We start from the raw sequence: 12,648 nt of genomic DNA, 5'->3' as shown, positions 1-12,648 counted from the left end.
CGAAAGATATAACAATTTTTAGGTGAGGTCTTACTGCTTGTTAAGTTCAGACTAAAATAAAATGTTTTACATAGTTTGTTGACCAAGTGGGGGATTCTTAAGGAAAGTAAATACATTCACAGGAAGGGAGCTCAACATGGAAAAGTTGCTGATTGAAGGTGGAAGACCTTTAAATGGATCAATTCGCGTGAGCGGTGCAAAGAACAGTGCTGTCGCTCTAATTCCAGCGACAATTTTGGCTGATACTCCAGTAACCATTGGTGGTGTGCCTAATATCTCAGATGTAAAAATGTTAGGGGACTTATTAGAGGAAATTGGAGGAACTGTAACGTATGGGCAAGAGGAAGAGATGATTGTTGATCCTTCCCAAATGGTTGCCATGCCTTTGCCAAATGGAAAAGTAAAAAAATTGCGTGCTTCATACTATTTGATGGGCGCTATGCTTGGCCGTTTCAAAAAAGCTGTAATTGGGCTTCCTGGTGGATGTCACTTAGGGCCAAGACCAATTGATCAGCACATTAAAGGGTTTGAAGCGTTAGGTGCACACGTAACAAATGAACAAGGTGCTATCTATTTAAGAGCGGATGAGCTGTGTGGGGCGCGAATTTATTTAGATGTAGTAAGCGTCGGAGCAACCATTAATATTATGCTAGCAGCTGTAAGGGCAAAAGGTAGAACGATAATTGAAAATGCAGCAAAAGAACCGGAAATTATTGATGTAGCTACTTTATTGACAAGTATGGGCGCTCGAATTAAAGGCGCTGGTACAGATGTCATTCGTATCGATGGCGTAGAGTCTCTGCATGGATGTCACCATACGATTATTCCTGATCGCATTGAAGCTGGGACATATATGATTTTAGGTGCTGCTTCTGGTGGCGAAGTAACGGTTGATAATGTGATTCCGCAGCATTTAGAATCTGTTACGGCAAAGCTGAGGGAAGCTGGTGTACAAGTTGAAACGCATGATGATCAAATTAAAGTAAATGGAAATCGCAAATTAAAAACAGTGGATATAAAGACATTAGTATATCCAGGGTTTCCAACAGATTTGCAACAACCTTTTACAACGCTTTTAACGAAAGCATATGGTACAGGTGTTGTAACAGATACAATTTACGGAGCACGCTTTAAACATATTGATGAGCTGCGCCGAATGAATGCGAAAATTAAGGTAGAAGGTCGTTCTGCGATTGTAACAGGACCTGTATCACTGCAAGGTGCAAAAGTGAAAGCAAGTGACTTACGGGCAGGAGCAGCACTTATTATTGCTGGTTTAATGGCAGATGGAATTACAGAAGTAACAGGACTTGAACATATAGACCGGGGTTATGAAAATATAGTAGACAAGCTTAAGGGGCTTGGTGCGAACATTTGGCGAGAACAAATGACGCAGCAAGAAATTGAAGAAATGAAGAATGCATAACATGTATTGTCATTATATGACGAAAAAGGTAATATGTAGTACTTTTGTTAATGAAGAACGAAGGGTTACGAGTAACAGAAACGGTACTTGATAGAAAAAGAGAATTTACAAAATACGGCATGACTATTAAGACTCAAAGGAGAGGGATTATTGTGGAAAGAAGTTTATCTATGGAGTTAGTGCGTGTAACAGAGGCTGCAGCATTATCATCAGCACGTTGGATGGGACGTGGGAAGAAAGATGAGGCAGATGGAGCAGCAACATCTGCAATGCGTGATGTATTCGATACAATTCCAATGAAAGGTACAGTTGTAATTGGTGAAGGGGAAATGGATGAAGCACCAATGCTGTACATTGGAGAAAAATTAGGAACCGGATATGGTCCTCGTGTTGATGTTGCAGTTGACCCATTAGAAGGGACAAACATTGTAGCAGCTGGAGGATGGAATGCTCTTGCTGTTATTGCGATAGCCGATCACGGTAACCTGTTACATGCCCCTGACATGTACATGGATAAAATTGCAGTTGGACCTGAAGCGGTTGGTGCAGTTGATATTAATGCTCCTATTATTGATAATTTACATGCCGTAGCAAAGGCAAAAAATAAAGATATTGAAGATGTGGTAGCAACAGTGCTTAACAGACCACGTCATCAAGAGATTATTGAAGAAATTCGTAAAGCAGGTGCTCGTATTAAATTGATTAATGATGGTGATGTTGCTGGAGCGATTAATACTGCATTTGATCGTACAGGTGTAGATATTTTATTTGGTTCTGGCGGTGCGCCTGAGGGAGTACTTGCGGCAGTTGCATTAAAATGTCTAGGTGGCGAGATTCAAGGGAAATTACTTCCGCAAAATGAAACTGAATTAGCTCGCTGTAAAAAAATGGGCATTGGAGATATAAACCGTGTTCTTCGCATGGAAGATTTGGTTAAAGGTGATGATGCAATCTTTGCAGCAACAGGTGTAACAGATGGAGAATTATTGCGCGGGGTTCAATTCAAAGGTAGCGTCGGCACAACACAATCCCTCGTTATGCGTGCGAAATCTGGAACCGTTCGCTTCGTTGACGGGCGCCACAGTCTAAACAAAAAACCAAACCTAGTTATCAAATAAAAAAGCGTAAGCAGCTCGTTCAGAATGGAAGGGGGATGGAGCTTCAGACGGAGAGGCGCACTTTGCCTCGTAGGAAGAAGCGAAGCCACCGCCCATTCTAGCTGCTGAAGCTAGATTAAATAAAAAGCGTAAGTAGCTTGTTTAGAATGGAAGAAGTAACGCGATACTCTTCTAAAATGAGTTAGATAGAGGAACTGGAAGTTACATTTCACAAGCGGAGACAAAATTTTTTGTCTTCGCTTGTTGTATTTGTGTGACAACGTATTGATTAAAACTAGGCAAAAGGGTTACAATAGTGAATATTATCTTACTTGAACTTATTTGCCTTTCATTTTTATGTATTTACCTTCCGTATTTTCCCTTTACCCATATAAAAAGAGAATAATATTAAAGTGTGGTGTCTGAATGAATTTGTCAATTGCAGCATTAGAAAACATGAAATTAAAAGAATTATACGAGCATGCGAAAGAATATAAAATTTCGTATTACAGTAAATTAACAAAGAAAGAGTTAATTTTTGCTATATTAAAAGCTCGTGCAGAAAAAGAAGGCTTCTTTTTCATGGAAGGTGTACTAGAGATTATTCAATCCGAGGGATTTGGATTTTTACGCCCAATTAACTACTCTCCAAGCTCAGAAGATATTTATATTTCAGCTTCGCAAATTCGCCGTTTTGATTTGCGCAACGGGGATAAAGTTTCTGGTAAAGTACGACCACCGAAAGAAAATGAACGCTACTTTGGATTACTACAGGTTGAAGCAGTAAATGGTGATGATCCAGAATCTGCAAAAGAACGTGTACATTTTCCTGCATTAACACCTTTATATCCAAATCGACAGATGAAATTGGAGACGGAACCAAAGAAATTATCTACGCGCATTATGGATTTAATTGCACCAGTTGGGTTTGGACAACGTGGTTTAATTGTTGCGCCTCCAAAAGCTGGTAAAACAATCTTATTAAAGGAAATTGCTCACAGTATCACAACGAATCATCCAGAGGCAGAATTAATTGTGCTTTTAATTGATGAGCGTCCGGAGGAAGTAACGGATATTGAACGATCTGTCAAAGGTGATGTTGTAAGTTCTACATTCGATGAGGTACCTGAGAATCATATTAAAGTTGCCGAACTTGTACTAGAACGTGCAATGCGTCTTGTAGAGCATAAAAAAGACGTTGTTATTTTAATGGATAGTATTACTCGTTTAGCGCGTGCTTATAATCTTGTTATTCCGCCAAGTGGACGTACATTATCAGGTGGTATTGATCCAGCTGCATTCCATAGACCGAAACGATTTTTCGGGGCGGCCCGTAATATCGAAGAGGGCGGTAGTTTAACAATTTTAGCAACAGCGCTTGTGGATACAGGTTCTCGTATGGATGATGTAATTTATGAGGAGTTTAAAGGAACAGGAAATATGGAACTTCATTTAGATCGTTCGTTAGCTGAGCGTCGTATTTTCCCAGCGATTGATATTCGCCGCTCTGGTACACGTAAAGAAGATTTATTAATTCCAAAGGAACATTTAGACAAGCTATGGGGTATTCGTAAAACAATGCGTGATACACCAGACTTTGTTGAAAGTTTCTTACGTAAACTTCGCCAAACGAAAACAAATGAGGAATTTTTACAAAATATTGTTGCAGACTCCAAAAGATATGTAACAACGAAGTAAAGGGATAAAAAGGTTGGGACTCGCTTATATTATAGTAAGCGAGTTTTTTTATGTATTGTGGGTATGTAACAGTTTTTCAGTCGAGAGTTCCAACGCCCTTCTGTTCTAAGCGAGCCGCCTTCGCTTTTAGGAGATATCCAGCTCCGGCGGCAAGAACAGTCGGTCGTTTCACCCCTTCCGACGAGGCAAAGAGCGCCTCTTTGTCAGGGGGTTCCAACGCCCTTCTGTTCTAAGCGAGCCGCCTTCGCTTTTAGGTGGTATCCAGCTTCGGCGGCAAGAATGGTCGGAGGCTTCGCTTCTTCCTGGCGAGGCAGAAATCGCCTCTTTGTCAGAAGCTCCATCCCCCTCCCATTCTGAACGAGCCGCCTTCGCTTTTATTTTTTATAATGCTAAAAACAGGTAGTTGCAAAATGGTGTGAGCCTTGTTATAATTTCATCATATGTGCTTCATCAATATAGTTGTGAATGCAGCTAGAGATGAAAAACTCTGTTTCGAAAATGATTCAGGGCGGAAGGAGATGAAAAGAATGAAAGCAGGAATCCATCCAGATTACAAGAAAGTTGTATTTATGGATACAAACACAGGCTTCAAATTCTTAAGCGGATCTACTAAAGGTTCTAGCGAAACAATCGAATGGGAAGATGGAAACACTTATCCATTAATTAAAGTTGAGATCAGTTCTGATTCTCACCCATTCTACACTGGACGTCAGAAGTTTGCTACTGCAGACGGACGTGTTGACCGCTTCAATAAGAAATACGGTCTTAAGTAATAAAAAACATAAAACAGGCAAGTGTATCTATTCGCTTGTCTGTTTTTTTTGCGAAAATATAACCTTTACCCTACTTTACATAGGAAAAGTAGCTGAAAGGAGAGCTCCATGTACTTAATAAATCAAAATGGTTGGATTGAAGTGATTTGCGGGAGTATGTTTTCTGGAAAATCAGAAGAGCTCATCCGCCGTGTACGTCGTACGCAATTTGCGAAGCAGAATGCGATTGTTTTTAAACCTTGTATTGATAATCGTTATAGTGAAGAAGATGTTGTTTCACATAATGGCATGAAGGTGAAAGCAGTTCCTGTATCAGCTTCGAAAGATATATTTAAATATGTGACAGAAGATATGAATGTGATTGCAATCGACGAGGTGCAATTTTTTGATGAGGACATTGTGGAAGTGGTGCAAATTTTGGCAAATCGAGGCTATCGCGTGATTGTGGCCGGTTTAGACCAAGATTTCCGTGGTCTACCATTTGGACAAGTTCCTCAGCTAATGGCGATTGCTGAATATGTAACAAAATTACAAGCGGTTTGTTCCGTATGTGGTTCTCCAGCTAGTCGTACACAACGCTTAATTAATGATGAACCAGCTGCGTTTGATGACCCAATTATTTTAGTGGGTGCTTCAGAATCGTATGAACCGCGTTGCCGTCATTGTCATGCGGTGCCTACAAAGCAAAGATAAATGAAACTCGCTACATAAGGCGGGTTTTTTTCGGAAATTGGTAGCAAGAACAGTCGGTCGTTTAGGGGATATCTAGCTCTCCGGCGGCAAGAATGGTCGGAGGCTTCGCTTCTTCCCGGCGAGGCAGAAATCGCCTCATTGTCAGAAGCTCCATCCCTCTCCCATTCTGAGCGAGCTGCCTTCGCTTTTAAATATAATTTGCGTTTTTTTTATTTTGTGCCATATACTATTGATATTAGATACTAGGATGTTGAGGTGAATGATGTGTTAGATCGTTTGCAAGCTGTAGAGGATCGTTATGAGAAGTTAAATGAGTTATTAAGTGACCCAGCGGTTATTAATGATTCTAATAAGCTTCGTGAGTATTCAAAGGAACAATCTGATATTCAAGAAACGGTAGAGGTGTATCGTGAGTATAAAGATGTTCGTGAGCAATTGCAAGATGCGAAAGCGATGTTAGAAGATAAATTAGATGCTGAGATGCGTGAAATGGTAAAGGAAGAAGTTTCAGATTTAGAGGTACAGGAGAAGGAATTATCAGATCGTTTGAAAATTTTACTTGTACCAAAAGATCCGAATGATGATAAGAACGTTATTGTTGAAATTCGCGGTGCAGCTGGTGGTGATGAGGCAGCTTTATTTGCTGGCGATTTATATCGTATGTATAGTCGTTATGCTGAGATGCAAGGATGGAAAACAGACATTATCGAAGCAAGTTACACAGAATTAGGTGGATATAAAGAGATTATCTTTATGATTAACGGTAAAGGCGCATATGCGAAGTTGAAATTCGAAAACGGTGCGCATCGTGTACAACGTGTTCCAGAAACGGAATCTGGTGGACGCATTCACACATCTACAGCAACAGTAGCTGTATTACCAGAAGCGGAAGAAGTAGAAATCGATATTCATGAAAAGGATATTCGTGTGGATACATTTGCTTCTAGTGGTCCTGGTGGACAAAGTGTTAATACAACAATGTCAGCGGTACGCTTAACTCACTTACCAACTGGTGTAGTTGTATCTTGTCAGGATGAAAAGTCACAAATTAAGAACAAAGAAAAGGCAATGAAAGTATTACGTGCGCGTATTTATGATAAATTTAGGCAAGAAGCGCAAGCTGAGTATGATCAAAACCGTAAACAAGCTGTTGGTACGGGGGATCGTTCTGAGCGTATTCGTACGTATAACTTCCCGCAAAACCGTGTTACAGACCATCGAATCGGCTTAACGATTCAAAAGCTAGATCAAATTTTACAAGGTAAGTTAGATGATTTCATCAACGCGCTAGTAATGGAAGATCAGGCGAAGAAGATGGAGGCCGCTGAGTAATGCGTGTCTATGAAGCCCTGAAATGGGCTTCTTCTTTTTTACAAGAGAACGGGCGAGATGAAAATGCGGGAGAAATCGTCCTTTGTCATGTATTAAACACAAATCGAACGGGTTTAATGATGAATATGCGTGAAGAGATATCTAACGAACAAGAAAAGCGTTTTAAAGAGTTGATTCATAAACATATTGATGGAATGCCTGTTCAATATTTAATGGGATATGAGATGTTTTATGGTCGATCCTTTTTTGTAAATGAGGAAGTGCTAATACCGCGCCCAGAAACAGAAGAACTTATAGTTGGTGTACTGGAGAGAATTCAGCGTAATTTTGGTAATCAAGAGCTTCATGTAGCTGACATTGGAACAGGAAGTGGAGCTATTTCCATTACACTTGCATTAGAGAATCAAAATCTTCATGTATATACGGTAGATATTGCTCAAGAGTCCATTGAAATTGCCAAACAAAATGCAACATCATTGGGAGCAAATGTGACATTTTATCACGGAGATTTATTATCACCATTTTATGAAACAGGGAAAAAATTAGACGTTGTTGTTTCTAATCCTCCGTATATACCGGAGGAAGATTGGAAAGGATTATCTTCTGTTGTGAAAGAACATGAGCCGAAGCGAGCGCTTGTTGGTGGAGCAGATGGTCTTGATTTTTATCGCCGTTTTATGGAAGAGTTGCCTCGTGTATTACAGAAAAAAGCGCTTGTTGCTTTTGAAGTTGGTGTAGGGCAAGGAGAAGATGTAAAAGGGCTATTAGAAGATACTTTCCCACATGCTCATGTAGAAGTGGTTTTCGATATTAATGGAAAAGATCGCATGGTCTTTGCGGAAATGGAGTAAGGCATAAGCCTTGCTCTATTTTTGTATAAAAAATTTACATAGATTTTGAATTTAATAGTTTAGACAGATGAAAGTCTGTCTAAACTGTTTCTAGAAGGGACGGTGGAGGAAATGAAAAAACAAGTGATTGCTTATTTTCTTTTACTATTAATTGGTGCACAGTTACTTGTGCAGTTTGGATATATGAAAGCTGATGCGAAAGGACCGGCGGTGATTCCGAAAGAAGCAGTTCGTCTTCGGATTTTAGCAAATAGTGATTCAGATAAAGATCAAGCATTAAAGCGAAAAGTACGCGATGAAGTAAAAGCGCAAATTGATGGTTGGGTAGCAGATTTAAAAACCTTTGAGGAAGCGCGTCAAGTCATTCAAAGTCATATCCCAGAAATCGAAAAAACAGTTGCTTATACGCTACAAGAAGAAGGGAGTAAGGAATCATTTCAAGTTACATTTGGAAAGAATATAAAATTTCCTACAAAGGTTTATGGTAACTTTATTTATCCAGCAGGAGAATATGAAGCGGTATTAATTACGATTGGAAAGGGAGAGGGAGCAAACTGGTGGTGTGTATTATTCCCGCCAATGTGCTTTATGGATTTTTCGAGCGGTACAGCTGTCGAGAAAGAAGAGAAAGTTGTAAAGGCTGAATCGCTGAATCAAGCAGAGGAAGTAACACCGCAGCTTGAAAAAGAAGAAGAGCCTACCAAAGAGGTAAACAAAGATAAAGTGCAGCGAAAAGGGAATAATCAGCAAGAGCGAGTAAAAGAAGGAGTAAAACAGGAAGTGACGAAAAAAGCACAAGATAATCTGAAAGAAACAAAGGATCAAGAAAAAAGCGATACGTTAGAAACGGTGGAAACTGTGGAAAAAACAAAAGAGTCTGCGGATAAAAAACAAGATCAAAAGGTGGAAGTAGTAGAGTCTGAAGAAGAACCTGAAGTGAAATTATTTATTGTTGAGGCTGTTTCATCTTTATTTTCTAAATAAGTACTATTCCTAAATCCCTCTTCATATATAAAAATGAGGAGGGATTTATTATGAAAAAGATTTTTTTTGCAACGAAGAATGATATTGAAAGATTGCATTCTTTTTTCGGACAAGCTAATAAAAAAGATGATAAAATAAATGGGCTGTACGAACAATTTATGATTTTAGAAGATAAAGGAATGATACAAGCTGTTATTGGATATGAACGGGAAGGACAAAATGCACTCGTTCGTTCATGTTTATTCACACCAGTTGTGGATAAGAAAACTTTCTTATATTTTTTTGAAATGTTTTTGCGGTATATGAAAGAAAAAAAGATAGAACAACTATATTTACTCACAAATCATCTACAATCTATAACAATCTTTCAGTTTTTTCATTTTAGACCTGTGGAAAAAGAAGAGGTTCCTATAGAGATTCAACAGCTAGAACATTTTTGTGAAAACATAAAACAGCAGAATGTAATAATACTAAATTGTCAGCTATTAACAAAGTTATCCACGGATTAATTTGATTTATCCACATTTTGTGGATAAACACGGTTTGTTTTTTGGATAACTGTCATAGTAAACTAAAAATACATATGTATTTCATGGGAGAAAAGGACGTGGAAAAAAATGCATACAAATATGTGGATTGTGGATAATTCTGTGGAAATAAAAAAAGATTATCCACAATTACAAGAAGCAGCAAAATTATTACGAGAAAATGAGGCAGTTGCGTTTCCGACAGAAACAGTATACGGACTTGGAGCAAACGCAATGAATGATGAAGCCATTGTAAAAATATTTGAAGCAAAGGGCAGACCAAGTGATAATCCTCTTATTGTTCATATTGGCTCGAAGTCACAATTAACTGATATTGTTAGGGAGGTTCCACCTGTTGCCGAAGTGTTAATGAAGCACTTTTGGCCAGGACCACTGACAATTATTTTACCGAAAAAGGACGGTATTTCAGAGAAGGTTACAGCAGGGCTAGATACAGTTGGTGTTAGGATGCCTGACCATGAAGTAGCACTGGCGCTTATTGAAGCAGCAAACGTTCCAGTTGCAGCACCAAGTGCTAATCGTTCTGGACGCCCAAGTCCGACTTTAGCTTCTCACGTATATGAAGATTTGAATGGAAAAATTGCGGGGATTGTTGATGGTGGAGCAACTGGTGTTGGAGTTGAATCGACAGTCATTGACTGCACAAGTAAGGTGCCAACCATTTTACGTCCAGGCGGGATTACGAAAGAGCAGTTAGAAGAAGTAATTGGTCCGGTTTCTTTTGATCCAGCGCTGAAAGATGAAAAGGAAAAACCGAAAGCGCCAGGGATGAAATATACGCATTATGCCCCGAAGGCACCACTTAGTATTGTGGAAGGGTCGCGTGACTTTATTCAACAACTTGTGGAGAAAAAGAAACGAGAGGGATATACGGTTGGTGTATTAACAACAGAAGAATATCAGCACGTATATCAGGCGGATGTTGTATTATCTTGTGGATTAAGAAGGGATTTAGCAAGTGTTGCAACAAAATTATATGATGTGCTCAGAACGTTTGATACAAGCAAGGTAGATTGCATTTTTAGTGAATCGTTTCCAAATGAAGGAATTGGAAATGCAATTATGAATCGTTTAATAAAAGCGGCAGGGCACCATATTATTGTTGAAGAATAGGCGAGTGTATCACTCGCCTTTTTCATATGTGTACAAACATAAAAGTATAGTCAGTACTTACATGTTAAGGTATGAATTGATAGATGAGAAACTTTCATAGATTCTATTTTTCCTCGGATGAGCATATGGTGAAGTAGCAAGTCCGAGGAGGGACGAGAACGATGATTGAACAATTCATACCTTTAATCATTATGGCTTTTGCCTTAGGAATGGATGCATTTTCTGTAAGCCTCGGCATGGGGATGGTCACGCTTAAAGTGCGACAAATTTTTTATATTGGGGTAACAATCGGTATATTTCATATTCTGATGCCCTTTTTAGGGATGGTTCTTGGACGACTGTTATCAGAAAAATTTGGTCAAATTGCTACACTCGCTGGGGCTATTTTGTTAATTGGGTTAGGTTTTTATATTGTGTACTCTTCACTTTTAGAAAATGAAGATACAAGGGCGGCTCCTGCCGGGATTAGTTTGCTTATATTCGCATTTAGTGTAAGTATTGATAGCTTTTCAGTCGGGTTAAGCCTCGGGATTTATGGGGCACAGATGATTTGGACGATATTGCTTTTTGGCTTCATCAGCATGATTTTAGCGTGGGCTGGCTTATTATTAGGAAGACATGCAAAGCATATGCTTGGTACATATGGAGAAGTTTTTGGGGGGATCATTCTAGTTGGATTTGGATTGTATCTTCTTTTTCCGCTATAATCTTGTTATTATGTAAGAAAATGAGAAAGAGCAAGAGTCTTGAAAATAGGATATGAAATATTTTTCTAAGAGGATTGCGGAAAAGAATGATGATGTTTAAAAGTTTCTATTATTCGATATGATAAATACCTTTCTGTAAGAAATCCCATTTCTATTCATACTCTTCATGATAAGATACTTTCCATATATAGAAAGGATGATACAAATGACAAGAGTAAAACAAATTTTTGGAATCGTGATTAGTTTTTTTGTCTTTTGGTTTAGCATGCTCGGAGTACAAATGTTTGCTGAATTTCTAGATATCGATTCTTTCAAATTTATTGTAGGTAAAACAGAAACAGCTCGTGCGTTTTATTCACCGTATCCATTTTTAATTGTATTTTTGCTTACATTGCTATCTTTATATTTCTTTGTTATAAAGCTTGGGAAACCAAAGAAGGCAAACAATATTCTTCCTGAGGAAAATAAAGAGCAAATTTGAGTTGTTTTTAAAACCCCCGCGAGATATGCGGGGGTTTTTCTTTTAAATAGGGCGCACTAATTCAAATTGTTCGCCTAGTTTCGCATAGTTATGACCAGCAAGTCGGCTGACTGGTTTTAGTCCTTCAGCATGGATACGCCCGTTTTCATATAAGTGTTCAGCAACATGAAAACGAACAACACGCCCAATGAGTAGATCGCATGCTGGGGATTCCTCTGTTCCGCCAAGAGGAATCGCGCGTTCTAATACACACTCCATTCGAATATTTGCTTCTTTTACACCTGGTACAGAAATAACATCACTATCAATAGGAGTCAATTTTGCACGTTCAATTTCACTTTGATGAGGAGGAAGATTTGCAGCGGTTTCATTAATAGCTTCCACATAAGATTCATCGGAAATATGTACAACAAATTCTCCTTTTTCAATTGTATTTCGTGATGTATCTTTGCGATGACCTTCTTTTCTTTGTACAGAAACAGAGATGAGCGGAGGATTGGCAGCAACAATATTAAAATAGCTGTAAGGAGCCCCGTTTAAAACGCCATCTTGTGTCAAAGAAGTGACGAATGCGACAGGGCGCGGGATAATACTTCCCGTTAACAATTTATAATTCTCTCGTTCTGTTTGTTCGTTTGGGTTAATGGAAATCATATTCGTAATCTCCCTTCTTTTTAGAAATGCTTCCTTGTTTGTTTACAAGATACGACTAGAAAACTCCTTCTTTTTTTCAATTTTTGTGCAGAGAGATGAGCAAACATATATCGGTGAGATGCGGAGGTGGCGAAATTTGTCTACTGGTCGATATCTTGTGTCGAACCGCCGATAAATCCGGAGTTGCGCCGATAAAAGAAGAGGGATCGCCGATAAATCCGGAGTTGCGCGGATATATTATTGTACAAAGAAAAGCCTATTTCCAGTTTGGAAATAGGCTCCTTTAAATAT

The 12,648-nt window shown here is 38.9% G+C and carries 13 protein-coding genes; 12 read left to right on the top strand and 1 reads right to left on the bottom strand.

Features of this window, described 5'->3' with window-relative positions:
• Window positions 1–136: 136 nt before the first annotated feature.
• The 12 genes from murA to MR056_RS07025 all read left to right on the top strand — a co-directional run bounded on the left by murA (window position 137) and on the right by MR056_RS07025 (window position 11,703).
• On the top strand, window positions 137–1,426 hold the full coding sequence (gene murA / locus MR056_RS07080) for a UDP-N-acetylglucosamine 1-carboxyvinyltransferase (protein ID WP_012096301.1): 1,290 nt from the start codon (window positions 137–139) through the stop codon (window positions 1,424–1,426).
• 152 nt (window positions 1,427–1,578) lie between these two features.
• Window positions 1,579–2,544 carry a class II fructose-bisphosphatase gene (glpX, locus tag MR056_RS07075; RefSeq protein WP_012096300.1) on the top strand — a complete coding sequence of 322 codons (966 nt, stop codon included), beginning with the start codon at window positions 1,579–1,581 and terminating at the stop codon, window positions 2,542–2,544.
• Window positions 2,545–2,949: 405 nt separating this feature from the next.
• A complete protein-coding gene (gene rho, locus MR056_RS07070) occupies window positions 2,950–4,221 on the top strand; it encodes a transcription termination factor Rho (protein ID WP_012096299.1) in 1,272 nt (423 codons plus the stop codon).
• A 527-nt stretch (window positions 4,222–4,748) separates the two neighbouring features.
• Window positions 4,749–4,994, top strand: coding sequence for a type B 50S ribosomal protein L31 (locus MR056_RS07065; protein ID WP_012096298.1), 246 nt, complete (start codon window positions 4,749–4,751; stop codon window positions 4,992–4,994).
• A gap of 108 nt (window positions 4,995–5,102) precedes the next feature.
• A complete protein-coding gene (locus MR056_RS07060) occupies window positions 5,103–5,687 on the top strand; it encodes a thymidine kinase (protein WP_012096297.1) in 585 nt (194 codons plus the stop codon).
• 264 nt (window positions 5,688–5,951) lie between these two features.
• Window positions 5,952–7,019, top strand: a complete 1,068-nt coding sequence (prfA, locus tag MR056_RS07055; RefSeq protein WP_012096296.1) for a peptide chain release factor 1 — start codon at window positions 5,952–5,954, stop codon at window positions 7,017–7,019.
• Window positions 7,019–7,870 carry a peptide chain release factor N(5)-glutamine methyltransferase gene (prmC, locus tag MR056_RS07050; RefSeq protein ID WP_210351871.1) on the top strand — a complete coding sequence of 284 codons (852 nt, stop codon included), beginning with the start codon at window positions 7,019–7,021 and terminating at the stop codon, window positions 7,868–7,870. The genes prfA and prmC overlap by 1 nt, the downstream gene beginning before the upstream one ends.
• Window positions 7,871–7,981: 111 nt before the next feature.
• Window positions 7,982–8,854: a stage II sporulation protein R gene (gene spoIIR, locus MR056_RS07045; protein WP_210351870.1), complete on the top strand. Its 873-nt coding sequence runs from the start codon at window positions 7,982–7,984 to the stop codon at window positions 8,852–8,854.
• 50 nt (window positions 8,855–8,904) lie between these two features.
• A complete protein-coding gene (locus tag MR056_RS07040; RefSeq protein WP_012096292.1) occupies window positions 8,905–9,363 on the top strand; it encodes a GNAT family N-acetyltransferase in 459 nt (152 codons plus the stop codon).
• 108 nt (window positions 9,364–9,471) lie between these two features.
• The gene (locus tag MR056_RS07035) at window positions 9,472–10,515 is read left to right on the top strand and encodes an L-threonylcarbamoyladenylate synthase (protein ID WP_210351869.1); all 1,044 of its coding nucleotides are present in this window, start codon (window positions 9,472–9,474) and stop codon (window positions 10,513–10,515) included.
• Between the two features lie 161 nt (window positions 10,516–10,676).
• Entirely contained in the window at window positions 10,677–11,222 is a 546-nt protein-coding gene (locus MR056_RS07030) for a manganese efflux pump MntP (RefSeq protein ID WP_012096290.1), read from the top strand.
• 205 nt (window positions 11,223–11,427) lie between these two features.
• Complete coding sequence (locus tag MR056_RS07025; protein ID WP_087095613.1) at window positions 11,428–11,703, top strand: DUF3935 domain-containing protein; 276 nt, start codon at window positions 11,428–11,430, stop codon at window positions 11,701–11,703.
• A gap of 42 nt (window positions 11,704–11,745) precedes the next feature.
• On the opposite strand, the gene MR056_RS07020 is transcribed toward MR056_RS07025, so the two are convergent.
• Complete coding sequence (locus MR056_RS07020) at window positions 11,746–12,357, bottom strand: flavin reductase family protein (RefSeq protein WP_210351868.1); 612 nt, start codon at window positions 12,355–12,357, stop codon at window positions 11,746–11,748.
• Window positions 12,358–12,648: the final 291 nt, after the last annotated feature.

The sequence above is a fragment of the Bacillus cereus group sp. BfR-BA-01360 genome (genome assembly GCF_022663595.1).
In the GTDB taxonomy this organism is placed as follows: domain Bacteria; phylum Bacillota; class Bacilli; order Bacillales; family Bacillaceae_G; genus Bacillus_A; species Bacillus_A cytotoxicus.
The sequence above is the reverse complement of the archived record's forward strand: the minus strand, read 5'-3'. Positions and strand labels throughout refer to the sequence as shown.

Bases quoted from the DNA above. Each gene is read 5' to 3' on its own strand.
- murA (WP_012096301.1), top strand. From the start codon at position 137: ATGGAAAAGTTGCTGATTGAAGGTGGAAGACCTTTAAATGGATCAATT.
- rho (WP_012096299.1), top strand. From the start codon at position 2,950: ATGAATTTGTCAATTGCAGCATTAGAAAACATGAAATTAAAAGAATTA.
- MR056_RS07065 (WP_012096298.1), top strand. From the start codon at position 4,749: ATGAAAGCAGGAATCCATCCAGATTACAAGAAAGTTGTATTTATGGAT.
- MR056_RS07060 (WP_012096297.1), top strand. From the start codon at position 5,103: ATGTACTTAATAAATCAAAATGGTTGGATTGAAGTGATTTGCGGGAGT.
- prmC (WP_210351871.1), top strand. From the start codon at position 7,019: ATGCGTGTCTATGAAGCCCTGAAATGGGCTTCTTCTTTTTTACAAGAG.
- spoIIR (WP_210351870.1), top strand. From the start codon at position 7,982: ATGAAAAAACAAGTGATTGCTTATTTTCTTTTACTATTAATTGGTGCA.
- MR056_RS07040 (WP_012096292.1), top strand. From the start codon at position 8,905: ATGAAAAAGATTTTTTTTGCAACGAAGAATGATATTGAAAGATTGCAT.
- MR056_RS07035 (WP_210351869.1), top strand. From the start codon at position 9,472: ATGCATACAAATATGTGGATTGTGGATAATTCTGTGGAAATAAAAAAA.
- MR056_RS07030 (WP_012096290.1), top strand. From the start codon at position 10,677: ATGATTGAACAATTCATACCTTTAATCATTATGGCTTTTGCCTTAGGA.
- MR056_RS07025 (WP_087095613.1), top strand. From the start codon at position 11,428: ATGACAAGAGTAAAACAAATTTTTGGAATCGTGATTAGTTTTTTTGTC.
- MR056_RS07020 (WP_210351868.1), bottom strand. From the start codon at position 12,357: ATGATTTCCATTAACCCAAACGAACAAACAGAACGAGAGAATTATAAA.